The 23,715-nt window shown below is 71.1% G+C and carries 18 protein-coding genes; 5 read left to right on the top strand and 13 right to left on the bottom strand.

Features of this window, described 5'->3' with window-relative positions; all coding sequences use genetic code 11:
* Positions 1-17 precede the first annotated feature (17 nt).
* The 10 genes from pstA to AC5YDV_RS05820 all read right to left on the bottom strand — a co-directional run bounded on the left by pstA (position 18) and on the right by AC5YDV_RS05820 (position 13,490).
* A complete protein-coding gene (pstA, locus tag AC5YDV_RS05865; RefSeq protein ID WP_496182402.1) occupies positions 18-1,097 on the bottom strand; it encodes a phosphate ABC transporter permease PstA in 1,080 nt (359 codons plus the stop codon).
* Positions 1,097-2,065, bottom strand: coding sequence for a phosphate ABC transporter permease subunit PstC (gene pstC, locus AC5YDV_RS05860; RefSeq protein ID WP_496182401.1), 969 nt, complete (start codon positions 2,063-2,065; stop codon positions 1,097-1,099). Before pstC ends, pstA begins: the two co-directional genes overlap by 1 nt.
* A 129-nt stretch (positions 2,066-2,194) precedes the next feature.
* Positions 2,195-3,295 (bottom strand): phosphate ABC transporter substrate-binding protein PstS, encoded by a 1,101-nt coding sequence (gene pstS, locus AC5YDV_RS05855; protein ID WP_496182400.1) that lies wholly within the window; start codon positions 3,293-3,295, stop codon positions 2,195-2,197.
* 241 nt (positions 3,296-3,536) lie between these two features.
* On the bottom strand, positions 3,537-4,424 hold the full coding sequence (locus AC5YDV_RS05850) for an NUDIX hydrolase (RefSeq protein ID WP_496182399.1): 888 nt from the start codon (positions 4,422-4,424) through the stop codon (positions 3,537-3,539).
* Entirely contained in the window at positions 4,421-6,517 is a 2,097-nt protein-coding gene (locus AC5YDV_RS05845) for an RNA degradosome polyphosphate kinase (protein WP_496182398.1), read from the bottom strand. The genes AC5YDV_RS05850 and AC5YDV_RS05845 overlap by 4 nt, the downstream gene beginning before the upstream one ends.
* A 32-nt stretch (positions 6,518-6,549) precedes the next feature.
* Positions 6,550-7,404 carry a mycothiol synthase gene (mshD, locus tag AC5YDV_RS05840; RefSeq protein WP_496182397.1) on the bottom strand — a complete coding sequence of 285 codons (855 nt, stop codon included), beginning with the start codon at positions 7,402-7,404 and terminating at the stop codon, positions 6,550-6,552.
* A 56-nt stretch (positions 7,405-7,460) separates the two neighbouring features.
* Positions 7,461-10,628: a DEAD/DEAH box helicase gene (locus tag AC5YDV_RS05835; RefSeq protein ID WP_496182396.1), complete on the bottom strand. Its 3,168-nt coding sequence runs from the start codon at positions 10,626-10,628 to the stop codon at positions 7,461-7,463.
* 62 nt (positions 10,629-10,690) lie between these two features.
* A complete protein-coding gene (locus tag AC5YDV_RS05830; RefSeq protein WP_496182395.1) occupies positions 10,691-11,362 on the bottom strand; it encodes a winged helix-turn-helix transcriptional regulator in 672 nt (223 codons plus the stop codon).
* Between the two features lie 63 nt (positions 11,363-11,425).
* On the bottom strand, positions 11,426-11,866 hold the full coding sequence (gene dtd, locus AC5YDV_RS05825; RefSeq protein ID WP_496182394.1) for a D-aminoacyl-tRNA deacylase: 441 nt from the start codon (positions 11,864-11,866) through the stop codon (positions 11,426-11,428).
* 13 nt (positions 11,867-11,879) lie between these two features.
* On the bottom strand, positions 11,880-13,490 hold the full coding sequence (locus tag AC5YDV_RS05820) for a hypothetical protein (protein WP_496182393.1): 1,611 nt from the start codon (positions 13,488-13,490) through the stop codon (positions 11,880-11,882).
* Between the two features lie 90 nt (positions 13,491-13,580).
* On the opposite strand from AC5YDV_RS05820, the gene AC5YDV_RS05815 reads away from it, so the two are divergent.
* From AC5YDV_RS05815 to AC5YDV_RS05805, 3 genes are all read left to right on the top strand, one after another.
* Entirely contained in the window at positions 13,581-14,096 is a 516-nt protein-coding gene (locus tag AC5YDV_RS05815; protein WP_496182392.1) for a heme-binding beta-barrel domain-containing protein, read from the top strand.
* A 1-nt stretch (position 14,097) separates the two neighbouring features.
* Entirely contained in the window at positions 14,098-15,015 is a 918-nt protein-coding gene (gene ygfZ, locus AC5YDV_RS05810; RefSeq protein ID WP_496182391.1) for a CAF17-like 4Fe-4S cluster assembly/insertion protein YgfZ, read from the top strand.
* Between the two features lie 61 nt (positions 15,016-15,076).
* Positions 15,077-16,639, top strand: coding sequence for a choice-of-anchor I family protein (locus tag AC5YDV_RS05805; protein ID WP_496182390.1), 1,563 nt, complete (start codon positions 15,077-15,079; stop codon positions 16,637-16,639).
* A gap of 126 nt (positions 16,640-16,765) precedes the next feature.
* On the opposite strand, the gene AC5YDV_RS05800 is transcribed toward AC5YDV_RS05805, so the two are convergent.
* The gene (locus tag AC5YDV_RS05800) at positions 16,766-17,968 is read right to left on the bottom strand and encodes a DUF480 domain-containing protein (RefSeq protein ID WP_496182389.1); all 1,203 of its coding nucleotides are present in this window, start codon (positions 17,966-17,968) and stop codon (positions 16,766-16,768) included.
* A 9-nt stretch (positions 17,969-17,977) separates the two neighbouring features.
* Entirely contained in the window at positions 17,978-19,399 is a 1,422-nt protein-coding gene (locus tag AC5YDV_RS05795) for an alpha,alpha-trehalose-phosphate synthase (UDP-forming) (RefSeq protein WP_496182388.1), read from the bottom strand.
* 68 nt (positions 19,400-19,467) lie between these two features.
* On the opposite strand from AC5YDV_RS05795, the gene otsB reads away from it, so the two are divergent.
* Both otsB and AC5YDV_RS05785 read left to right on the top strand, forming a co-directional pair.
* Positions 19,468-20,286 carry a trehalose-phosphatase gene (gene otsB, locus AC5YDV_RS05790; RefSeq protein WP_496182387.1) on the top strand — a complete coding sequence of 273 codons (819 nt, stop codon included), beginning with the start codon at positions 19,468-19,470 and terminating at the stop codon, positions 20,284-20,286.
* A 109-nt stretch (positions 20,287-20,395) separates the two neighbouring features.
* Complete coding sequence (locus AC5YDV_RS05785) at positions 20,396-22,345, top strand: acyl-CoA dehydrogenase family protein (protein WP_496182386.1); 1,950 nt, start codon at positions 20,396-20,398, stop codon at positions 22,343-22,345.
* Here the strand turns inward: AC5YDV_RS05785 and AC5YDV_RS05780 are convergent.
* On the bottom strand, positions 22,333-23,715 hold the full coding sequence (locus AC5YDV_RS05780) for a sugar nucleotide-binding protein (RefSeq protein WP_496182385.1): 1,383 nt from the start codon (positions 23,713-23,715) through the stop codon (positions 22,333-22,335). The two genes, AC5YDV_RS05785 and AC5YDV_RS05780, sit on opposite strands and share 13 nt — an antisense overlap.

The following is a 23,715-nucleotide window of genomic DNA, read 5'->3' as shown; positions in this document are numbered from 1 at the left end:
GTGTGCGTGGCTCCTTGTTACCGGCCGGCCTTGGGCGCGAACCGCTTGGCAATGATACGGCCAATGAGGTTCAAGGCCATGACGATGAGGATGAGGGTGAGGGCTCCCGACCAGGCGCGGTCCCAGTAGGGCTCGTTGGGGATGCCCGGGCGTGCGTACTGGTCGTAGACGAAGACCGGGAGGGTCATCATGGGGCCCGACAGCGGGTTGGTGTTGAGGCTCTGGGTGAAGCCCGCCGCGACCATGAGGGGGGCCGTCTCGCCGATGATGCGGGCGATGGCGAGGATGACGCCTGCCACGATGCCCGAGATGGCAGTGGGGAGCACGATCTTCAGGATCGTCCGCCACTTCGGCACCCCGAGCGCGTAGGACGCCTCACGGAGTTCGTTCGGCACGATGCGCAGGAGTTCCTCCGTGGAACGCACCAGGACGGGAATCATGAGCACGGACAACGCGACCGACCCCGACAGCCCGCTGTAGAAGCCAGGGCCGAAGAGCAGCGCGAAGACGGCGTAGGCGAACAGGCCGGCCACGATGGACGGGATGCCGGTCATCACGTCGACGAAGAACGTGATGCCGCGCGCGAGCGCCGAACGTCCGCCGTACTCGGCGAGGTAGATCGCGGTGAGCAGGCCGATCGGCACCGAGATCAGCGTCGCGATGCCCGTGACGATCAGGGTTCCCCAGATGGCGTGGTTCGCCCCGCCGCCATCGCCCAGGACATTGCGCATCGAGTAGGAGAAGAACATCGGGTCGAAGCGGCGCAATCCGTCCGCGAGGGTGGTGACGACGACCGAGATGAGGGGGAGCAGCGCGAGCAGGAACGCTCCGGTCACCAGGTGCTGGAACAGGCGGTCGGCCGCCCGACGTGAGCCCTCGACGGTGAAAGACGCGATGTGCATGAACACGAGGAACAGCACGGCTGCGATGACGGACGCGAGGGCGATGTGGAACCCGCCGAGGAGCACGGTGGCCACTGCACCCACGACGCCCGAGGCGGCCAGGATGACCCACGGCGTCCACCGGGGGAGCTGGCCCGCGGTCAGCGACGTCGGTGCGACCGCTCGCGGGGGACGGTTGTCGGTGAGGGTGCTCATCAGTTGGCTCCTGAGAAGGCGGCGCGGCGGCTCACGATCCAGCGGGCCAGCACGTTGACCGCGAGGGTGATCACGAACAGCACGAGGCCGGAGGCGATCAACTGGTTCACGCGCAGGCCGAAGGCCTCGGGGAAGTTCAGCGCGATGTTGGCGGCGATGCTGTTGGGGTTCGACTGACCCGTCAACTGGAAGTGGATGACGTGGGCGCCGGAGAGGATCATGGCGACGGCCATCGTCTCACCCAGGGCGCGACCGAGGCCGAGCATCACGGCGGACACGATGCCGGCGCGGGCGAAGGGGAAGACGGCCATCCTGATCATCTCCCACCGGGTGGCGCCGAGGGCGAGAGCCGCCTCCTCGTGGAGCTTCGGCGTCTGCAGGAAGACCTCACGGCACAGGGAGGTGATGATCGGCAGGATCATCACCGCCAGCACGAGCGACGTGGTCAGGATCGTGCGGCCGGTGCCGGACGGGTCACCGGAGAACAGCGGGATCCAGCCCAGGTAGGTGGTGAGCCACACGTGGAGCGGCTGCAGGGCCGGCGCCAGCACGAAGAACCCCCACAGGCCGTAGACGACGGAGGGCACGGCGGCGAGCAGGTCGACGACGTAGCCCAGCGACTGCGCCAGCCGGCGGGGGGCGTAGTGGGAGATGAACAGGGCGATGCCGATCGACACCGGAACGGCGAACAACAGGGCCCAGAAGGACGACCAGATCGTGCCGAAGGCGTAGGGGAGCACCCAGGACCAGAACTCGCCGTATCCTCGCGAGGCGAGCTCCTCGGGGGCGGTGGTCAGCGCGGGAATGGACAGCGCCACGAGGAAGGTGGCGACGGCGCCGAGGATCGCGAGAATGACGATGCCCGAACCGGTCGACAAGCCCTTGAAGACGCTGTCGCCGATCCGCCGCTTGGTGGGGACGAGCGAGGATCTCGGCTCTGCCGGCCTCGCCTGTGTGGTGCTGCTCACGAATGCCTTCCCAAGTTGTCTGGGGCCCGTGCCGGGCCGACGGGAGCAAGAATGAGGGGGAGGGGAAGTGAAGGGCCCGTCCCGGCCAGAATACCGGGACAGGCCTTTCAGGGAGCTACTCGAGCAAGGTCACTTGACCGAATCGATGGCGGCCTTGACGTTGGCCTGCATCTTCTCGCTCAGCGGGGCGGCGCCGGCCTTCTCGGCGGCGAGCTTCTGGCCATCGGCCGACAGGGTGTAGCCCACGTAGGCCTTCACCAGCTCGGCGTCCTTGGCGTCCTGGTACTGCTCGCACACCATGGTGTAGGCGACCAGGGCGATCGGGTAGGCGTCAGCGGCCTTGCGGTCGAGCTTGAGGGCCCAGTCGTGGTCCTTGCGGCCCTCGACCTTCGGGGAGGCCTCGACCATCGCGGCGGCACCCTCGGGGGTCGGCGCGATGAAGTCGGAGCCGACGCCGACGGAGACCTTGCCCAGGTCGCCGACCTGGCCGAGGTCGGCGTAACCGATGGTGTTCGCACCGTTCTTGACGGCCCCGACCACACCGGAGGTGCCCTGCGCGGCCTCGCCACCGAAGGCGGCCGGCCACTCGCCGTCAGCCTTCTCGGTCCAGACCGCGGGGGCGGCCTTGCTGAGGTAGTCGGTGAAGTTCTCGGTGGTGCCCGAATCGTCAGCGCGGTGCACGGCGGTGATCGTGGCGTCGGGCAGGGTCACGCCGGGGTTGTCGGCGGCGATGGCCGGGTCGTTCCACTTCGTGATCTTGCCGGAGAAGATGCTGGCGATGACCTCGGGCTTGAGGTTGAGCTCCTCGACGCCCTCGATGTTGAACATCACGGCGATCGGGGAGATGAAGGTCGGGAGGTTGAGGGCGCTGGAGTCGGTGGCGCACTTGGCGAACTTGCCGGCACCCATCTCCTCGTCCTTGAACGCACGGTCCGAGCCCGCGTACTGGACGGCACCCGCGACGAAGGCGTCGCGGCCGGCGCCGGAGCCCGCGGGGTTGTAGTTGATGGTGACCTGCGGGTGCTCGGTCTGGAAGCCTGCGGTCCAAGCCTTCTGGGCGCTGCCCATGGCCGAGGAGCCCTGGCCGGCGAGCGTGCCGGAGAGGCTGGAGGCGGCAGCGGTGTTGCCGGAGTTGCTGGCCGGGGTGGCCTCGTTGGCCGCGCAGGCGGTCAGGGTCAGGGCGGCGACGGTGAGGACGGCGAGCGGGGCGCCGATCTTCTGGAGCTTCAAGGTTCATCCTTTGCTTGCGAGCGTTCGGGGCGTTGCCCCGAGGACTGGTTTGTCCCAATCTCCGTGGGTGACGGTAGGGACATGCCGTGAAGAGAGTCGGACCCAAAAGTGAACGAATGGTGAACTGCCCGTCTCGATTGGGGCACGAAATCATCCCGGCCTTGCGAACCACCTTGTGGGAGTGCTCAAGGATGGGTCGTCTCCCGTCCGCCCAATCCGGCGGCAACTCCGCGGCAACCCGTCAACCACGGGGACGGTGGAACTCCGTCGCGACGGTGCGGGCCTGGTTGTCCAGGTGCAGGATGATCGCCGAAGCGGTCTGCATCGGGCGATCGGGGAGCCCGAGGGCCTCGAGCATGATGGGCAGGACCGGCCGGTGCCCGCAGACGGCCGTCGGTGTGCCGGACTCGACGGCGCCGCGTGCCAGTCGCTGCATGAGCTCCTGCACGGAGTTCGGGTTGTCCTGCCCGTACTCCTCGGACAGGGTCGTCCACCCGTTCACGTCCAATCCCTTGGCCCTCGCGTAGGGGCTCAAGGTCTGGACGCACCGGGTGGAGGTGCTGGACGCGAGGGAGCGGACGCCGAACGCCTCCAGGAGCGGCACAAGACGGCGGCTCTGCCTCCGTCCCCGCGAGGTGATCGGGCGATACATGTCGCGCTTCGACCAGTTCTTGCGGTCCATCGCCTTCGCGTGGCGCACGACCAGGAACGGCGTCGTGTGGGGCAACCCGAGGGCCTGCTTGAGGAGCCCCTTCTCGTCGTCGTACGTCATGCGGGCCAGCGCGCTGGTCGGGGTCAGCCATGCGACCATGTCGACCTCCCGGTCCGCCTTGCGCCTCTGTCCCTCCAGCGGTTCGGCGCGCCAGTAGTGCACGACCTTGGTGCCGCCCCCGACGGGGTACCGGATGACGCCCAGGGGCAGGTGCAGGGCGACCTTGACGGCTGTCTCCTCCCAGGTCTCCCGCCCGGCGGCCACCGCCTCGTACTCGTCCGGCTCCAGGTGGCCTTTGGGCAGCGTCCAGTCGTCGTAGGCGGGCCGGTGCACCAGCAGCACGTGCGGCTCCTTGCCCTCGCGCTCCCGGATCGTGACGGTCCCGGCCGCGGTGATGATCTTCCCGCTGCCCTTCATCGCCCCTCCTCGCGCTTGGTGGACAAGGTGGTGATGAGGTGCTCCTGGAGGTCGAGGAGCGGCGTCCCGTCCGGGGCGCTCGTCCGCATCGTCCACGTGGAGTCCTGCAGGTGCCACGCCGCGGTCCCAGCGTCGAAGGCGAGCTCGAACAACGCGCCGATGGCCTTGACGTGCCGAGGGTGCGGGATCGGGGTGATGACCTCCACCCGGCGATCGAGGTTGCGGTGCATCAGGTCGGCGCTGCCGAGGCCGACCCGCGGCTCCCCGCCATGGGCGAACCAGTAGAGGCGGCTGTGCTCCAGGAAGCGACCCAGGATCGAGCGCACGCGGATGTTCTCGCTCAGACCGGGCACGCCCGGGCGGACGACGCACATCCCGCGCACCCACAGGTCGACGGGCACGCCTTCGGCGGAGGCGCGGTAGAGCGCGTCGACGACCTTCTCGTCGACGATCGCATTCACCTTCAGGCGCACCCCGGCGGGACGCCCGGCCCTGGCGTTCTCGATCTCGCCTTCGATCGCGGCGATCAGTCCGGAGCGGACGCCCCGGGGTGCGACGAGGAGGCTGCGGTACTCCATGTCCCGGGTCACGCCGGACAGGTGGTTGAAGACGCGGCCCACGTCCTCGGTGATGGTCGGGTCCGACGTGAGCAGGCCCATGTCCTCGTAGGCCCGGGCCGTGGACGGGTTGTAGTTGCCCGTGCCGATGTGGACGTAGCGCCTCAGGCCCTCGGGTTCGTCCCGCACCACCAGGCACAACTTGGCGTGCGTCTTGAGGCCCACGAGGCCGTACACCACGTGGCAGCCGGCACGTTCCAGCTTGCGGGCCCACCGGATGTTCGCGTGTTCGTCGAAGCGGGCCATGATCTCGACGATGACGAGCACCTGCTTGCCGGCCTCGGCCGCCTCGACCAGGGCGTCCACGATGGGCGAGTCGCCGGAGGTGCGGTAGAGCGTCTGCTTGATCGCCAGGACCGCCGGGTCCGCGGCGGCCTGCTCGATGAAGCGTTGCACGGACGTGGCGAAGCTGTCGTAGGGGTGGTGAACGAGGACGTCGCGCTCCCGCAGTGCGCCGAACAGGTCGGCGGGCTTGGCCGTCTCCACCTCGGCGAGGTCGGGGTGGGTCTGCGGCAGGAATGCGCCGAAGCACAGGTCCTCCCGATCCGAGCTCGCCGCGATCTGCGTGAGGCTCGTGAGGTCGAGCGGGGCGGGGAGGTGGAAGACCTCGGCTTCGGAGATGTCGAGCTCCTCCAGGAGCACGTCCAGCAGTTCGGTGGGGATGCCACGCTCCACCTCGAGCCGGACGGGTGGGCGTCCGACCTTGCGGCGGAGCAGTTCCTTCTCCAGTGCGTGGAGGATGTTCTCGGCGTCGTCCTCCTCCACCTCCAGGTCCTGGTTGCGGGTGACCCGGAAGGTCGTCCAGGCGAGGAGCTCGGTGCCGGGGAAGAGCGTCTGCAGCCGGTGGCCGATGATGTCCTCGATGGGCAGGTACCGCCCGTCCCCGAGGGGGGCGAAACGCGGCAGGATCGTGGGGACCTTGATGCGGGCGAACTGCCGGTTGCCCGTGGTGGGGTTCCGCACGAGGACGGCGATGTTCACCGACAGCCCCGAGATGTAGGGGAACGGGTGGGACGGGTCGACCGCGAGCGGGGTCAGGATCGGGTAGATGCGCTCCTCGAACAGGCGCGCCATGCGCTCCTGCTCGGCGACAGCGAGGGCGTCCCACTCCACGATCCGGATGCCCTCGGCCGCCAGGGCGGGCCGCACGTCCTCACAGAACACCCGAGCCTGCTCGTCGGTCATCTCCCGGACGCGGGCGAGGATCAGGTCGTGCACGTCACGGGGCAGGATGCCCGACGCACCCGGGAGCGCGAGCCCGGCGGCGATGCGCCGTTTCAGCCCGGCGACGCGCACCATGAAGTACTCGTCCAGGTTGGAGCTGAAGATCGCCAGGAAGCGGGCGCGCTCGAGCAGCGGCACGCGTCGGGAGTCCTTCGCCAGGTCCAGCACGCGATTGTTGAAGTCGAGCCACGACAGTTCACGGTCGTGGAAGCGCCCACCGGGGAGCGTCGGATCTGCGAACCGCTCGGGCATCGCGTCACCAGCCTTCCTGCATGCGGCGGGTCTCAGCTCGAGGGAGCCGGACGGTAGAGCGTATCGGTGTGGACGACCCGGAAACCACTGCGCTCGTAGAGGCCGACGGCCGGGATGTTCCCGGCGTCCACGTAGAGGATGACCCGGCGCGCGCCGCCCGCCGCGAGGTGCGCCAACCCGGCGTCCAGCAGGACACCGCCCAGCCCGCGCCCGGCACCGCGCGGGTGGACGCCGAGGACGTAGACCTCACCGGTGTCGGCGTCGTGGCGCTTGGTCCAGTGGAATCCGACGACCCCCTCGGCGTCCTCGGCCAGGATCAGGCCGGCGGGGTCCCACCAGCTCTCCGCCTGGCGGTTGGCGAGGTCGGCTCCCGAGAAGTGCCCCTGTTCCGGGTGGTTCGCGAAGGCGGCCGCGTTGACGGCCAGGAAGGCGTCCGCGTCGGCGTCGGTGTAGGCGCGCAGGGTGGTGCCGTCGGGTGCCGGACGCGCGGGTCCGGCGTCCAACGCGCGCTCCATGATGTGGAGGCCGCGGGCGGGGAGCAGGCCCATGGCGGCGGCGAAGCGTTGGGCGGCGTGGCTGTCACCGAACGCCCACACGGCGGGCTCGGCGACGTCGCCGGCCAGCGCGGCGTACAGCGAGCTCCCGTGGCCCCGGCGGCGGTGCCCGGGGTGCACGACGAGCTGACCCGTGGCGTTGGCCAGCTGCCACTGGGCGTACCCGACCACGACGTCGTCGCGAATCGCGAGCCAGTGCAGCGCCTCGGTCCGGTCGAGCTGGAGGACGGCCTCCTCGTTGAGGGGGGCCACCCCGTCGACCGCACGGGCCGCGGAGGCGAGGTCGGCGACGGCGTCCCGCTGGGCGCTGGTGAGCGAGGTCAACTGGTCCACGCGGCCACGATAGTCGTCGGCACACCGACTCCGGGCCCAGACCCGGGACCCGGTGCTCACGCCTCCAGGAGACCCCGGATGTCCTCGGCCGACAGGGGTGCGGCCACGTCGGACGCCGCCCCGACGACCTCGTCGAACAGGTGTCGCTTGGACTCGGCCAGCGCGACCACCTTCTCCTCGATGGTGTCGGCGGCGACCAGCCGGTACACGTTGACGGGCTTGTCCTGCCCGATGCGGTGGGTGCGGTCGACGGCCTGGGCCTCGGCGGCGGGATTCCACCACGGGTCGAGGATGAACACGTAGTCGGCCTCGGTGAGGGTCAGCCCGAAGCCGCCGGCCTTCAACGAGATGAGGAACACCGGGTCGTCGCCCCCCCGGAAGTCGGTGATGCGCGCCGCCCGGTCGCGGGTGCGGCCATCCAGGTAGGAGTGCGCGATGCCCTCGGCGTCGAGCCGGGCACGGACGAGGGCGAGGAACCCGGTGAACTGGCTGAACACGAGCGCCCGGTGCCCCTCGGCGATGACCTCACCGAGGAGTTCCACCAACGTGTCGATCTTGGCCGACTGGGCCGGGTAGTCACCCTCGATCAGGGCGGGGGAGAGGCTGAGCTGGCGCAGAAGGGTGAGCGACCGGAGGATCGTGACCCGGTTGCGACCGAGGTCGCCGACGAGGCCGAGCACCTTCTGCCGCTCGCGCTGGAGGTGCCGGTCGTACAGTCGCCGGTGCGCCGGGGACAGCTCGACGGGGACCACCTGCTCCTGCTTGGTGGGCAGTTCGGTGGCGACGGCCGCCTTGGTGCGGCGCAGGACCAGGGGACGGATGCGGCGGTGGAGCCGCGCGAGCGCCTCCCCGTCACCCGACTCGATCGGCTTGCGGTAGGCCTCGGCGAACGCCTTGGGGTGCGGGAACAGGCCCGGCGCGGTGATCGAGAGCAGCGACCACAGGTCCATGAGGTTGTTCTCGAGCGGCGTGCCCGTGAGGGCGATCTTCACCCGTGAGCGCAACCTGCGGACTGCGTGGTACGCCTGTGAGCGGTGGTTCTTCACGAACTGCGCCTCGTCCAGCAGCACGGCCGCCCAGTCGAGATCGGCGTACGCCTCGGCCTCCAGCCGCAGCAGCGTGTAGGACGTGACCACCACGTGCGCGCCGGAGACCGCGTCGGCGAGGGGTGCCCCCCGCCGCTTGTGGGTCTCGGTGATCGGCACCACCGTGAGTCCCGGCGCGAACCGGGCGGCCTCGGCGACCCAGGTGCCCAGCACCGAGGTGGGGGCGACGACGAGCATGGGGCTGGCCAGGTCCCCCGCTTCGTGCGCGGCTTGGGCCAGCGCCAGCGCCTGCAGCGTCTTGCCCAGGCCCATCTCGTCGGCCAGGATCCCACCCAGTCGGGTGCGCCACAGGAATGCCAGCCACGAGAAGCCCGTGTGCTGGTACGGCCGCAGGTCTGCGGCCAGCCCGCGGGGGACGGCCGCCTCGGGCAGCGACTCGAGGTCGATCAGGGCGCCGACGGACTCGGCCCACGCCGCCGACTGCTCCGCGACCACCCCCAGTTCGACGAGGTCGGCCCACAGGCCGGCGTGCTCCGGTCGGAGCCGGAAGGTGTCGTCGTCGTGGTCGACGAGCAGGCTCGCCTCGGCGATCAGGGACCGGAGTTGCTCCAGTTCGGGCCGGTCGAGGTCGAACCACGTGCCGGACGCCAGCAGCAGGTGGTCCTCCCCCCGGGACAGGGCGGCGAACAGGTCGGCGAACGGGACGGCCTCCCCGTCGACCGTCACCTCGACGTTGAGGTTGAACCAGTCACCCGCGGGCGGTTCGCTGACCGTCAACGTCACCACGGGGGCGGACTCGGCCTCCCGGTACGTGGGGGGAGCCGACCCGAGCTCGACGTCGACACCGTCGAGCTCCCCCAGGGCGGGAAGCGTGCGCGCGGTGAAGGAGAACAGGGGGCGTCCGGTCAGGAAGGTGGGCCGCAGGGCCGGCTCGCCGCGGGGGCCCACCACGCGCCAGGGACCGTCCGGCACGCGGGCCGCCAGGGCCGCCTCGGCCTCCAAGTCGCGCACCGGGGGGTCGGACGCCGTGGGTGCGAGCCCCAGCCGGTGGGTCGCGGAACCGACCCGATAGAGGAACGACCACCGGACGGTCGCACTGGCCTCGCCGAACTCGACGCCGCAGACCAGTCGGGGCGGCTCCGCCTCGGGGATCGCGACGTCGTCGTCCACCTCCACCGTGATGCGTCGTCGCAGCGCCGGGAGGAAGCCGGCGCCGAACAACGACAGGTCCTCCTCCGGGATGCGGAGGGGACCGGGCTGGGTGAACAGGTGGTGCTCGGCGGAGTCGAGCGGACGGGCGAGGCGGCCGAGCAGCAGGCGGCCCTCGTGGGTGAACACGGCGCCGTGGGCCGGGCGTCCGATGAGGGACTGCCAGGGCAGTGATCGTTCCTGGCCCTCGAACGTGACGACCGGCGCCAGCACGACGCCGTCCGTCCGGTGCAGGTGCAGCACGGGAACCAACGGATCGTCCAGGAGCTCGGGCTCGGGCAGCGGCCGGTGCGACGCATCCTCCCCGGCCAGCAGGGGGACACCGACCTCCCGCGCGCGGGCCAGCAGCTCCCACACGTCGTGCCGCAGCTCCCAGAGGGGGAGCGCGTCGGCACGGTGCCCGTAGGCGAGGTCGCTGCGTCGCCTCGAGTCGAGCAGGGCCACCAGCACCTCTCGCTGCTGGGGGTCGAACACCGCGGACGCGTTGCGCACGTCGTCCCACGTCGCGCCCGTCTTGACCCAGCTTCCGCGGTTCCCGGGCCGCAGGGGCCGGAGCGTGTACTCGCGCCCGGCCGCGTTCAGCTGGAGTGCGAGTTGCGTCGTACCCGATGCGGCGTTCGGACGGGGGACCAAGGGGGTCAGTGCGAGCTGCCAGGGCGCGGTGCGGCGACCGGCGACCTTGCGCCGCGCGGTCAGGATGAGGGCGGCGCCGTGCTTGCAGTCGCGCCGGACCGGACACGTGCACGTGGACACGAGTGAGGTGGGCCCAGCCGTCGCGATGGCCGAGCACTGGTAGGTCTGCCGGCCACTGCCCAGCACCGTCGCCATGATGAGGTCGCCCGCCGTGCGGACACCTCGCACGCGTCCGTCGTCGGCGTACGCCTGCCCGCGCGCCAGGGTCTCGGCGCCGAAGCGGCGCTCGAGGTCACTGTCGCCGAACGAGGCGACCCAGTCGGGCAAGGTGTTCATCGCTTCGTCGATGGTACGACCGCGGTCGGACAAGTCATGCGCCGGACACTAGGCGGAGCATGTCACGCCCGGCCCTCCGGGCTGAAGCGGTAGCCGACATTGCGGACGGTACCGATGAGCGACTCGTGCTCGGCACCCAGCTTGGCGCGCAGGCGTCGGACGTGGACGTCCACCGTGCGGGTACCGCCGTAGTAGTCGTAGCCCCACACGTCCGAGAGGAGGGTCTCGCGGGTGAACACGCGGCCCGGCTGGCCCGCCAGGTACTTGAGCAACTCGAACTCCGTGTAGGTGAGGTCCAGCGGCCGGCCGTCCAGTGTCGCCGAGTACGCGGTCTCGTTGATCACCAGTCCACCCGCGGACAGGATCCCCGAGGAGCCGTTGTCGCGGCCCGCGGCGAGGCGGATCCGGGCGTCGACCTCGGCGGGACCCGCCCCGTCCAGCACGATGTCGGTGACGCCCCACTCGGGGTTGACCGCCGCGAACCCACCCTCCCGCAGCACCAGCAGGATGGGCGTCTCGCTGCCCGCGGCCGCGAGCAGGCGGCACATCTGCAGGGCGAGGGCGAGATCGGTGCGGCCGTCCAGGACGACGACGTCAGCGTTGGCGGCCTCGGTGGCGACGGTGGCGTCCGGGAGCAACTCGCGGACGGAGTGGGGCAGCACGGAGAGGACGCCGAAGGCGGGCTCTCCCGGGCCCCGGCGGGCACGGGGGCTGACAGCCAGCACGTCGACCATTCCCACCCCTTTCGACCGGAAATCGATCGTCGACCAGTCTACGACCGACGGCCCCGCCGTCCGTCAGCGCGCCCAGGTGGCGCTGTCGAGCAGCAGGGTCACGGGGCCGTCGTTGACGAGGTCGACCGCCATGTCGGCGCCGAACCGTCCGGTCTCCACGCGGGCCCCACGCTCGCGGAGGGCCTCGACGAACGCTTGGACGAGCGGTTCGGAGACCGGCCCGGGGGCCGCGTCGCTCCAGGAGGGCCGCCGTCCCTTCCGCACGTCGGCGTAGAGCGTGAACTGGCTCACCACCAGGATGGGCGCGTCCAGGTCGGAGGCCGAGCGTTCCTCCCGCATGACGCGGAGCCCCCACACCTTGTCGGCCAGGCGGTCCACGTCGGCCCGGGTGTCGCTGTGGGTCGTGCCCACGAGCAGGCACAGGCCGGGGCCGTCGATGGAGCCGACCACCTCACCGTCCACCGTGACCGACGCGCGGCTCACCCGCTGGAGGACCACCCTCATCGTGCTGCCGCCCTCACTGGTAGGAGATGAACTGCGGGGTCGGGTGCACCTGGTCGACCGTCTGCTTCGGGGTGAGCATCGGGACGTCCTCGTCCTCGAAGTTCTTCCAGCCCAGGTGGGTGTGGGCGGGGAGGTTGCGCTTGATGACCCCCCAGGTGTCCTGTTTGGCCGCCTGTCCGCCCTGGCCGTCCACGTGCACGAGGTACTGGATCTCGGGGCGGGAGGTGTCGAGGCGCGCGCGGTCCACGATCATGCGGGTCTGGAACTGGTGGAGCGTCAACACCTTCGGCGGCAGCTTGTGCCGGGCCACGAGGTCAGCCAGCCAGGTGCCGACCTCGTTGACCTCGTCGACTCCCACCTGCCCGATCTGCCGCAGGTGCTTCTGGTCCGGCTTCAACCGCCACTCCGGGTCGAGCGCCAGCCCGACCCAGGGGCGCTTGAGCAGGTCCTCGTACCGCTTGGCCTGCTCGAGGAACGGGGTGCGGCCGGGCTGCAGGTCGAGCACGACGTAGATGTCGTTCTCCTCGGCCGCCTCGACCCAGGGGAGGATCAGGTCGATCGGGGTCTCGTAGCTGTAGTCGCCGTCATCGCCCGCGGAGCCCGAGGCCACAGTGGTGATGATCTCGAACGCCCCGATCACGGTCCGGTCGGGCATCAGCTGGCGGTACTCCTCCACCAGCGTGTTGAGGCGGGTGACCGCCGCCGCGGGGGGCTGCTCACCCATCATGCCCAGCGCCGCCGTCTCCGGGTGGCCGTACAGGGCGATCATGTGCCGGCCCGGGAAGGGGGCGACTCCGCCACCGGGCAATTCGGTGGCCGTCCGGGTCACCTCGACCTGCCGGATGAACTGCTCCTCGGTGCCGAATCCCTCGCCCACGGCCAGGACGGGACCCTCGTGATCGCGCACCCGGGCGGTGGACTCACCCGTGGCGCCCGGGTGGGGTCCGGGGAGCGGCGAGGCGGGCGGGAGTTGGGCGGCGCCGAGGACGGCGTCGGTCAGCGGGTCCAGCTCACCGACGACGAGGGCGAGGACGCCGGGGGCCTCGGCCTTGGCCGGGAGGCCGGGCAGGTCGACCTCGGCGGCGCTGGCGGGCGCGGCGACGAGCTCGCGGTCACCGATGTGCTGGGGCGTGCCGTACGCGATCACCGTGCGCGTCTGCAGACGGTCGAGCTCGGCCGCGAGCTCGGGTGTGTCTGCGAACGCCGGGACGCCCAGTTCGCGGGCCAGGCGTGCCGCGGTCACGTGGGGGGAGGCGTCCGGCTGGGGAGTCGGTTGGGCGGTCGTCGTGGGCGTCGGGCCCGTCGTGGGCGTCGGGCCCGGCGAGGACGTCGGCTGGGGCGAGGCGGACGGATCGCCGGCGTCCGTCTGGCCGACGACCACGACCACGGTGGCGGCCGCCAGCAGCGCGCGGGACGCCACGAGAGCGCCCTCGGGACCGGGGGGCACGACCAGGTCAGCGGGCGGGATCCTGGTGAGGACCGTGGTGGCGCGGGGGTCGACGCGCCGGGTCTCGGTCTGGTCGGGGGGAAGCAGACCGGTCGAGGGCTGGTCGGCGGTGCAGCCCGCAACCATGAGGAGGGCGCCCGCGGTGGCACCGGACAGGAGAGTTCGTCGGGTGATCATCGCGTCCACCCTAGCTTCCCCGGGGATGATCGCACACCTCACGGCTTGCGGAATCAACAGCGGCGCGACAACGTTGGGGAGGAAGACGCCATGAAGGAGAAGCACGTGTTCGAGATCCCGTCCGACCTCAATCCCGCCCTCGCCGGGCTGGCCTGGCTGCGCGGCCGCTGGGAGGGCACCGGCTTCCGCGAGTGGCCGGGGGAGGGCAAGGTCGAGTTCGGCGTGCAGATCGACTTCGTCGAGAACGGCGGCGACTACCTGCACTACCTCGCGCAGATGTTCCTGTTGGACGACCGGGGGCGTCCGGAGCGCCCCCTCACCCTCGAGACCGGCTTCTGGCGGGCCAACGCGAAGGCGGAGACCGACGTCGTCATGTGCAGCCCCGAGGGCTACTCGGAGATCTGGTTCGGCAAGCTCCAGCCGGGACGCGTCGACCTCACCACGGACGCCGTCGTGCGCTCGCCACACGCGCCCGTGGAGTACACGGCCGGACGCCGCCTCTACGGCAACGTGAACGGCCAGCTCATGTACAGCTTCGACCGGGCCACGTCAGAGGTCCAGCTGCGCCCCTTCATGTGGGCCACCCTCAACCGCGTGGGGTCCTGACATGGGCCGTGCGGTCCTCAACGAGACGGGCCTCGACGCCGGCGTCCCGTGGCACCACGGTGAGCCGCTGCGCGAGCAGCGCCGCCTGGCGGCGGGGGAGGCGACGGTCGACCTGTCCCATCGTCCGGTGTTCCGGATCACGGGGCCGGACCGGTTGACCTGGTTGCACGCCATCACCTCCCAAGCCTTCGAGGGGATCGCGCCCGGCGTCTGGACCACCGCGTTCGTCCTGGACCCGAACGGCCACATCGAGCACGTGCTGGCCGGCGCCGACGACGGCGAGGCGTTCTGGGCGACCACGGAGCCGGGGCACCTCGACGCGCTGCTCGCCTGGTTGCGCCGCATGGTGTTCGCCTCCCGGGTCGAGCTCGCGGACGTGAGCGACTCCCACGCCTTCGTCCTCGCCGGCGGCCCGCGCATCGTGCCCCGCGACGCGCTGGACGAAGTCCTCGGCGAGGAGCGGGCCGGCACCTGGGCGTCCGAGGCCCTGCGCATCGCGTCCGGGCAGCCCCGCATCTTCCTCGACACCGACGAGAAGACCATTCCCAACGAGGTGGCCATGCCCGACGGGCTCGCCCTCGGCGTCGGCGTCCACCTGCAGAAGGGCTGCTACCGCGGGCAGGAGACCGTAGCGCGCGTGCACACGCTCGGGCGTCCGCCGCGCCGCCTGACGCTCCTGCACTTCGACGGCTCGGACGAGCGCCTGCCGGAGGTGGGCGCGGACGTGCTGCTGGACGGCAAGGTGGTCGGACGGATGGGCACGTCGGCCATCCACCACGAGCTGGGCCCGATCGGGCTGGCGCTGGTCAAGCGGAACACCCCGCTCGACGCGCGCCTGGATGTTGATGGCCTCGTCGCGGCGCAGGAGACGATCGTCGACCCCGAGGTCGGCCTGCACGTGCGTCCCAACCTGCGCTGACGCCCACGCAGACAGGTCGACCGTCACCTTCCGTTCACGTGGGGTGGGAAGTATCCAGTCCATGTCTGCCTTCGCATCCTCGACCCGCCGCATCGCGCTGGCCGGTCTCGTCGCCGGCGCTTGCGCCCTCGTCCCGGTTGCGGCCGTCGCCGCCCCCGCGGCCTCCACTGACCCGGCCTTCTCCATGACCCCCATGGGCACCTACGCCACCGGCGCTTGGGACGAGGGCGCCTCCGAGATCGTCGCCTTTGACAAGCAGTCGCAGCGCCTGTTCGTCGTCAACGCCATGGCGGGCACGATCGACGTGGTCGACGCCTCGAACCCGGCCGAGCCGACAAAGATCGGCGAGCTCGCCACCCCGGGCGCCAATTCGGTCGCCGTCAGCCACGGCGTCGTCGCCGTCGCCGAGCAGGCCGACGACAAGCAGGCCGACGGCACGGTGTCCTTCTTCGACGCTCGCAGCCTCGCGAGGCTGAACACCGTCACCGTGGGCGCGCTGCCCGACATGGTGACCTTCACCCCGAACGGCAAGAAGGTCCTCGTCGCCAACGAGGGCGAGCCCGAGGGCTACGAGGCCGGCCAGGTCGACCCAGTCGGCTCGGTGTCCATCATCGACATCACCCGCTCGGTCCAGAAGGCCACCGTCTCGACCGCCGGCTTCGAGGCATTCGACGCCGAAGCGCTGCGCGCCGAGGGCGTCCGCATCTCCGGCCCCGGCTCCACCGCGGCGCAGGACCTCGAGCCCGAGTACATCGCTGTCGACAAGTCCGGGCACACGGCCTGGGTGACCCTGCAGGAGAACAACGCCCTTGCGATCGTGGACATCAGGTCCGCGACCGTGACCGACATCGTCCCGCTCGGCCTCAAGGACCACTCGCTGCCGGGCAACGGCCTGGACGCGTCCGACAGGGACAAGAAGATCAACATCGCCACCTGGCCGGTCAAGGGTTTGTTCATGCCCGATGCGATCGCCGCCTTCGACGCCGAGGGCAAGACCTACACGGTGACCGCCAACGAGGGCGACGCGCGCGAGTACGACGGCTGGGAGGACGAGGTCCGCATCAAGGACGTCACCTTGGACACGACGGTCTTCTCGAACGCGGCGGGCCTGCAGGGCAGCAGCGCCATCGGGCGACTCAATGTGGTCGTCGACTCGCCCAGGAATGCCGCGGGGGAGTACGCCGAGCTTTGGAGCTACGGCGCCCGCTCGATCACCATCCGCGACGCCGCCGGCGCGCTGGTCTGGGATTCCGGCGACGCCCTGGAGCGCATGACGGCCGCGTTCGCCCCCGAGGCGTTCAACGGCGAGGGCCAGGACGACGGCGCGATGTCGTTCGACGACCGCTCCGACAACAAGGGCCCCGAGCCCGAGGGCGTCACCGTCGGCAAGGTCGGCGGACGCACCTACGCGTTCGTCGGCCTCGAGCGCTTCGCGGCCATCGCGGTCTTCGACGTGACCGACCCGACCGCGCCGATCGAGCTCGGACTCTTCAAGAACGAGGGCGACTTCGCCCCCGAGGGCCTGCTGTTCGTCCCGGCGTCCGACAGCCCGACCCACACACCGCTGCTGGTCGTCGGCAATGAGCTGTCCGGCACCACCACGGTGTGGGAGATGAACGCCTGACCACGACACCCTTCTTCTGACCCACCCCCAGTGAGGCATTTCCGGGTGGCAGGACCCCCAGAATTCTGGGGGTCCTGCCACCCGGAAACGCATCACGGGGGGAGGGGGGCGAGGGCGGAGCGGAGGTCAGGGCTTCCGGGCCAGCACGGCGAGTTGTTCGGCGGAGCCCTCGTGCGGCCGAGGGGCGCGGCGGTACCACTCCACGTCCACCAACCCTGCGGACTCCACCGCGGCGAGGACGTCGGCCTGGTCGTGCTCGACGACCGCCACGTCGACCGGGTGGCCGAGGAACTCGGTGTAGGGGCGGACGCGGTCGCCCACCATCAGCGTCACCAGGAGGTGCCCGCCGGGACGCAGCACGCGCGCCATCTCAGCGATCGCCGGGCCCAACTCTGACGGGGCGAGGTGGAGCAGGGACTGCAGTGCCAGCACCGCTCCCCAGGCGGGCGCCGTCCGCGGACGGAGCAGGGAGCGCAGGTCGCCCACCGCGAAGTCCAGGTCGGGGTAGGTCTCCTGCGCCAGGGCCACCATCGCCGGTGAGGAGTCCAGCCCGCTGACCGTGGCACCGAGGTCGGCAAGGAAGGCCGCGACATGGCCGGGGCCGCACCCCAGGTCGAGGATGGGGGCCTCGCCGGCGGCGTCCGCCACGCGCTCGAGCAGCCACACCTCCAACGGCTGGTCGGTGAGGTCATCGGCATGGGCGTCCGACCAGTCGGCCGACACCGCGTCCCACGCGGCGACCACCCGCGCATCCCGGACGGAGGACCCATCGGCCAGCACGGCCTCCCGATCCGGGCCGGACGCCGTGGGCCCGGCCACCGCGGCTTCCGCGGCCGGACCCAACGTGTGGACCCACCGGGTCTCCTGCTGACCCCGCCGCGTGCCGACCTCGCGGACGAGGGGTTCGGGTCGCCCCGCCATCGCCGTGAGGGTCTCGGTCACCGCCTCCTTGTCGGCGAAGGGGTGCAGTCGTTCGGTCCGCGTCCGCAGTTCGCCCGCCGACTGGGCGCCGCGCAGCAGCAGCACGGTCAGCAGGGCCCGCTCGGGGTCCGTCAGGTCCAGCAGTTCATCGACCAGGTGGTGGTACTTCACCACGCGTGACCCCTTGCCGGCCCACACGAACCGGACGAGGCCGCGCTCCTTGAGGCTCTTGAGCGCCGACAACAACGTCGCGTCGTCGAAGTCGGTCACCGGCTCCCGGTTGGACGTCTGGTTGCAGGCGGACTTCAGCGCGTTCGCGCTGAGGGGGTAGGACGCCGGCACGGTGGCCTGCTTCTCGAGCAGGCTTCCGATGATGCGTTGGTTCAGGGCGTCGAGTTCGGGGAACACACCCTCAGCCTAGGACCGGGCGGCGTGCAGGTCAGCCAAGAACGTGTCCGCCCATCGGTCGACGTCGTGGCCGAACACCTGGCGGCGCAGGGCCGTCATGCGGCGGCGCTTCTCGCGGTCGGGCGCGTTGGTCGCGGCCATGATGCCCTCCTTGAGCGCGTCGATGTCGTGGGGGTTCACCAGCCAGGCCTGGCGCAGTTCCCGTGCCGCCCCCGCGAACTCGCTCAGCACGAGGGCCCCGTCGGCGCTGCTGCGGCACGCGACGAACTCCTTCGCCACGAGGTTCATGCCGTCGCGCAGTGGCGTGACCACCAACACGTCCGCCGCCCGGTACAGCGCCGCCATCTCCTCGCGCACGAAGGAGTGGTGCAGGTAGGTGATCGGGGCACGTCCGAAGCGGCCGTTCGATCCATTGATGCGGCCCACGAGCAACTCGAGGTCATCGCGCAGCCGGCGGTACTCCCGGACCCGTTCCCGCGACGGCGACGCGACCTGGACGAAGACCGAGTCGCCCGCATGGAGTCGGCCCTCGGCGAACAACTCACCGAAGGCTCGGACCCGCTGCCGCAGGCCCTTGCTGTAGTCCAGCCGGTCCACGCCCAGGTACACCGTGCGAGCGTTCAGGTCGGCGCGGATCTCGTGCGACCGGGCCACCACGTCGGGGCGGTTGGCGAGCGCCTCGAAGCCCTGCGCATCGATGGAGATGGGGTAGGCGCCCGCGCGGCCGCGGGTGCCGTCGGGCCGTTGGAAGGTGTCGGGTCCCACCGTCCACCCCAGGCGCTTCCGCACCAGGTGCAGGAAGTTCCGTGCCGCGCCCGGCACCTGGAAACCCACCACGTCCGCGCCGGTCAGACCGAGCAGGATCTCCTCGCGCCACGGCAACTGGTCGAAGAGCTCGGGCGGTGGGAACGGGATGTGCAGGAAGAACCCGATGGCCAGGTCGGGCCGCAGCTCCCGCAACAGCTGGGGAACCAGTTGCAGGTGGTAGTCCTGCACCCACACCGTCGCCTCCGGTTCGGACGCCGCGGCCACGGCCTCGGCGAAGCGCCGGTTCACGCGGACGTAGGCGTTCCACCACTCCCGGTGGTACTCGGGCGTGGCGACCGCGTCGTGGTACAGCGGCCACAGCGTCGCGTTGGCCATGCCCTCGTAGTAGTCGGTGACGTCGTCCGCCGTCAGGGGCACCCCGATCATGTCGATGCCGTCGTGCCGCCATGGCGGCACCTCGTCGTCCGCGACCCCGTGCCAGCCGACCCAGGCGCCCCGGTGGGTGCGCATGAGCGAGGTCATGGCCGTGACGAGTCCGCCGGGCGACGTCCGCCACGTCGCCTGTCCGTCCCTGTCACTGGTGCGCTCCACCGCGAGGCGGTTCGCGACGACCACGAAGGACGCCCTGGGCGAGCCGGCCGCGGTGGGGGGATTTCCGTCCATGGACCCCTCCTCCCGGTGCCCCACCGTAACCCGTAGCCTCTGTCATGACGAGGGGAGGCGTCGTGCGCATGCCCACCACCACCGGCCGTGCGGCCTGGTCCGCCCTGGTCGCGGACCCCGGATCCGCCCTCGTCTGCACGGACTTCGACGGCGTGCTGGCGCCCATCGTCGACGACCCCGACGCGGCGTGGGCGTCCGACGACGTGCTGGACGCCCTGGGTCGCCTCGGTGCGCGCGTGGGCAAGGTGGCGGTGGTGACCGGACGCCCCGCGCGGACCGCCGTCCGGCTGGGTCGGCTGGACGGGCGTCCCGGTCTGGAAACGCTGTCGGTGCTGGGCCTCTACGGGTTCGAGCGCTGGGATGCGGCGACGGGGGAGTACACGGAGCCGCGCGGGTCCCAGGGCGTGGCGGACGCGGCCGCCGAACTGCCGGCCCTGCTGGAGGGCCTCGGCCTGACCGGCGCCCGGGTTGAGGACAAGCGGCTGTCGATCGGCGTCCACACCCGCGAGCTGCCCCACCCCGCGGACGCCCTCGCGCGGCTCCGCGCGCCACTGACCGAGATGGCCGGACGCCATGGGCTCCAGCTGGAACCGGGCCGGTTCGTCCTCGAGATGCGGATGCCGGGGCGTGACAAGGGGGACGCCGTGCGCGAGCTGGTCGGGCAGACGCGCGCCCGTACGGTGCTGTACGCCGGCGACGACCTCGGGGACGTGCCGGCCTTCGAGGCAGTGCGGGACCTCCGGGAGCGCGGGGAGGTCCATGGCCTGTTGGTGTGCTCGGGGTCGCGGGAGCAGGACGCCCTCGTCGGCCTGGCCGACGTGGTGGTGCCCGGTCCCCCCGGCGTGGCGCGCCTGTTCGACGCCCTGACCGGGGCGGTGGCGTCCTGACCCGCCGGGGGCGTGAGAGCCGGTGGTTTGAAAGGGGAGCGGTGGTCCCCTGTGGAAAAAGCCCGGCCTGAGTTAGCATGGGCCATCGGTTTTCGCGCGAGGAGGCGCCATGACCACCACTCAGTCAACCCGTCCCACCGGCCCCACCGCGCGGGATTCGCGCAAGGTGGCCGAGGCCGCCCGAGAGCAGAGCTGGACCAAGCCCAGCTTCGGCAAGGAGCTCTTCCTCGGACGCCTGCGGCTCGACCTGATCGACCCGTGGCCGACGCCCACGCCGGAGGCACGCGCCCGCGGCGAGGAATTCTTGGCGAGGGCCCGTCCCGTGGCCGAGGGCATCGACGGGCGCCGCATCGAGCGCGAGGCGCGCATCCCCGACGAGGTGTTCGCCGAGTTGGCCGAGGTGGGCGCCTTCGGCATGAAGGTCCCCACCGAGTACGGCGGCGTGGGCCTCTCCAGCTACTACTACAGCAAGGCGCTGGCGCTGTTCGGCACGGCCAACCCCTCGGTGGGGGCCCTGCTCAGCGCGCACCAGTCCATCGGCGTGCCACAGCCGGTCCACATGTTCGGCAGCCCGGAGCAGCAGGCCAAGTTCCTGCCGCGCGTGGCGGCCGGCGAGGTGTCGGCGTTCCTGCTGACCGAACCGGACGTGGGCTCCGACCCGGCGCGACTCGGCTCGACCGCCGAGCCCCTGCCGGACGGCGGCTACCGCCTCAACGGCGTCAAGCTGTGGGGGACCAACGCCACGGTGTCCGGCCTGTATGTGGTGATGGCACGGGTGCCCGCTTCCGAGGGGAACAAGGGCGGCATCACGGCATTCGTCGTCGAGGCGGATTCCCCGGGCATCACCGTCGAGAACCGCAACGCGTTCATGGGCCTGCGGGGCCTGGAGAACGCGGTCGTGCGGTTCGACAACGTCGAGGTCCCCGCCGAGAACGTCCTCCTCGGCGTCGGGCGCGGGCTCAAGATCGCCCTGGCCACGCTGAACGTCGGACGCCTGTCGCTCCCGGCGCTGTGCGTCGGGGCGGCCAAGTGGTGCCTGAACGTGGCGCGCGGCTGGTCGGCCGAGCGGGTCCAGTGGGGCCGCCGGATCGGCGACCACGAGGCGATCGCCACGAAGTTGGCGTTCGTCGCGGCGACCACCTACGGCCTGGAGTCGATGCTCGACCTGTCCTGCCTGCTGGCCGACGACGACCGCAACGACATCCGCATCGAGGCCGCCCTGGCCAAGCTGTACGGCTCCGAGCTGGCCTGGAAGGTCGCGGACGAGGTCGTCCAGATCCGGGGAGGCCGCGGCTACGAGACGGCCGACTCGCTGGAGGCGCGGGGCGAGCGTCCGGCCGAGGTCGAGCAGGTCCTGCGCGACCTGCGCATCGAGCGGATCTTCGAGGGATCGAGCGAGATCATGCACCTCTTCATCGCCCGGGAGGCGGTGGACACCCACCTCACCATCGCGGGCGACCTCATCGATCCCGAGTCCAGCACGGAGGCCAAGGCGCGCGCCGTGGCCCGCGCAGCCGGGTTCTACGCCGGATGGTTGCCCACCCTGGCCGTCGGCGCGGGGGACAAGCCCGGTGCGTTCTCCGAGTACGGCGAACTCGCGGGTCACCTGCGGTGGGTGGAGCGGGCGTCCCGCCGGCTGGCACGGCACATCTTCGCCGGCATGGCGCGCTGGCAGGGCCGACTGGAACACCGGCAGGCGTTCCTCGGCCGGGCCGTCGACATCGGCGCCGAGCTGTACGCCATGGCGGCCGCCTGCGTGCGGGCCAAGGCCGAGCGCGACACGTACCCCGAGGGGGTGGAACTCGCCGACGCGTTCTGTGGTCAGGCGCGCGTCCGGGCCGAGGCGCTGTTCACGGGACTGTGGCACAACACCGACGCCGCCGACCGCGCGCTCGCCAAGAAGGTCCTCGACGGCCGCTTCACCCGTCTGGAGGAGGGTGTGCGGCACGTCGCGTCGACGCTCCCCTGGGTCAGCCCGTGGCCGACCGGACCGTCGACCCGGCCCGACGTCCGCCGCCGGGTGAACCGCAAGGCGGACGCCGTGGGTCAGGCCAGGTAGTCGACCAGCGCCTCGTCCGCGTCACGCGGGGCGAACCCTGTCGCCTTGATCTTGTCCAGGGACAGGACACTGTGGCGCGGGCGGGGGGAGACAACCTTGCCCGCCGCGAACTCCGCGGTGCTCTGCGGTGACACGTCGTCGACGCTCGCGCCGGACAGTTCGAACACGCGCCGGGCGATCTCGAACCAGGACCGCGCCGGGCCGTCGTTCGTGACGTTGTAGGTGCCGGACGCCGGGCGCGTGGCCAGCAGGTGGGCGACGGCCTCGGCGAGCGTGGAGGTGAACGTCAGGCGTCCGAACTGGTCGTCGACGACGGAGGGCTTGATGCCGCGCTCGGCCAGTGAGGCCATCGTCTTGACGAAGTTCTTGCCCTCGCCGATCACCCAGCTGGTGCGGACGATGTAGTGGTCGGGCAGGGTCGCGACGAGCGCGTCGCCGGCGGCCTTGGTCACGCCGTACACGCCCAGCGGGCTGAACGGCTCGTCTTCGGCGTGCTCCTCGACGGTTCCGTCGAAGACGTAGTCGCTGGAGACGTGGAGCAACGTGATCCGGTTCGCCCGGGCCGCCTCAACCAGGTTCTCAACGGCGCGGACGTTGACCGCCCACGCCCCGGGGCGTCCCTCCTCGGTCTCGGCCGCGTCCACGGCCGTCCAAGCTGCGGCGTTGATGATGGTGCCCACGCCCTGCCACGAGTGGGCACGGACGGCCTCGGCGTCCGTGATGTCGAGGTCGGCGTGGCGGAGCGCCACGGCGTCGGGGAAGGCCTTCTGCAGGGCCAGTCCGAGCTGTCCCCCGGCTCCCACGATGACGGTGGTGCGCGGCTTCATCGGTGCCACGTCGGCCAGGCGCGGATGGTTCGCGTCGGCGTCGGAGATGATCGCCTCCGACAGCGGGATGGGCCAGTCGATGCCGACGGTCTCGTCGGCGAGGTTCACGAACGTGTAGGACGCTTTGGCCCCGGCCGACCAGTGCTCGTTGACGAGGTACGAGTACGTGGTGTCCGCCTCAAGCGCCTGGTAGCCGTTCGCGACGCCGCGCGGAACGAAGACCGCCTTGTCGGTGCCCATCTCGAGGGTGAAGCTCGTGCCGAACGTCTCGCCGGGGCGCAGGTCGACCCACGCGCCCAGGATGCGTCCGTGGGCAAGGCCGATCAGCTTGTCCCACGGCTCGGCGTGCAGGCCGCGCGTGACGCCGGCCTCGGCGTTGTAGGACATGTTGTTCTGGACGGGGCCGAAGTCGGGCAGGCCGAGGGCCACCATCTTCTCCCGCTGCCAGTTCTCCTTGAACCAGCCGCGGGAGTCCCCGTGCAGGGGCAGGTCGATGACCAGCAGCCCCGGGATCGGGGTGGTGTGGACGGCGAGGTCAGCCAT

The organism is Propioniciclava sp. LT432 (genome assembly GCF_059515965.1).
The sequence above is the reverse complement of the archived record's forward strand: the minus strand, read 5'-3'. Positions and strand labels throughout refer to the sequence as shown.

What these genes read in the sequence shown, in the direction of transcription:
- AC5YDV_RS05850 (WP_496182399.1), bottom strand. Translation starts at nt 4,424, where the DNA reads ATGAAGGGCAGCGGGAAGATCATCACCGCGGCCGGGACCGTCACGATC.
- AC5YDV_RS05845 (WP_496182398.1), bottom strand. Translation starts at nt 6,517, where the DNA reads ATGCCCGAGCGGTTCGCAGATCCGACGCTCCCCGGTGGGCGCTTCCAC.
- AC5YDV_RS05795 (WP_496182388.1), bottom strand. Translation starts at nt 19,399, where the DNA reads ATGGACGGAAATCCCCCCACCGCGGCCGGCTCGCCCAGGGCGTCCTTC.
- otsB (WP_496182387.1), top strand. Translation starts at nt 19,468, where the DNA reads ATGCCCACCACCACCGGCCGTGCGGCCTGGTCCGCCCTGGTCGCGGAC.
- AC5YDV_RS05830 (WP_496182395.1), bottom strand. Translation starts at nt 11,362, where the DNA reads ATGGTCGACGTGCTGGCTGTCAGCCCCCGTGCCCGCCGGGGCCCGGGA.
- dtd (WP_496182394.1), bottom strand. Translation starts at nt 11,866, where the DNA reads ATGAGGGTGGTCCTCCAGCGGGTGAGCCGCGCGTCGGTCACGGTGGAC.
- AC5YDV_RS05785 (WP_496182386.1), top strand. Translation starts at nt 20,396, where the DNA reads ATGACCACCACTCAGTCAACCCGTCCCACCGGCCCCACCGCGCGGGAT.
- ygfZ (WP_496182391.1), top strand. Translation starts at nt 14,098, where the DNA reads ATGGGCCGTGCGGTCCTCAACGAGACGGGCCTCGACGCCGGCGTCCCG.
- AC5YDV_RS05780 (WP_496182385.1), bottom strand. Translation starts at nt 23,715, where the DNA reads ATGGCTGACCTCGCCGTCCACACCACCCCGATCCCGGGGCTGCTGGTC.
- AC5YDV_RS05835 (WP_496182396.1), bottom strand. Translation starts at nt 10,628, where the DNA reads ATGAACACCTTGCCCGACTGGGTCGCCTCGTTCGGCGACAGTGACCTC.
- AC5YDV_RS05815 (WP_496182392.1), top strand. Translation starts at nt 13,581, where the DNA reads ATGAAGGAGAAGCACGTGTTCGAGATCCCGTCCGACCTCAATCCCGCC.
- AC5YDV_RS05805 (WP_496182390.1), top strand. Translation starts at nt 15,077, where the DNA reads ATGTCTGCCTTCGCATCCTCGACCCGCCGCATCGCGCTGGCCGGTCTC.
- pstA (WP_496182402.1), bottom strand. Translation starts at nt 1,097, where the DNA reads ATGAGCACCCTCACCGACAACCGTCCCCCGCGAGCGGTCGCACCGACG.
- AC5YDV_RS05820 (WP_496182393.1), bottom strand. Translation starts at nt 13,490, where the DNA reads ATGATCACCCGACGAACTCTCCTGTCCGGTGCCACCGCGGGCGCCCTC.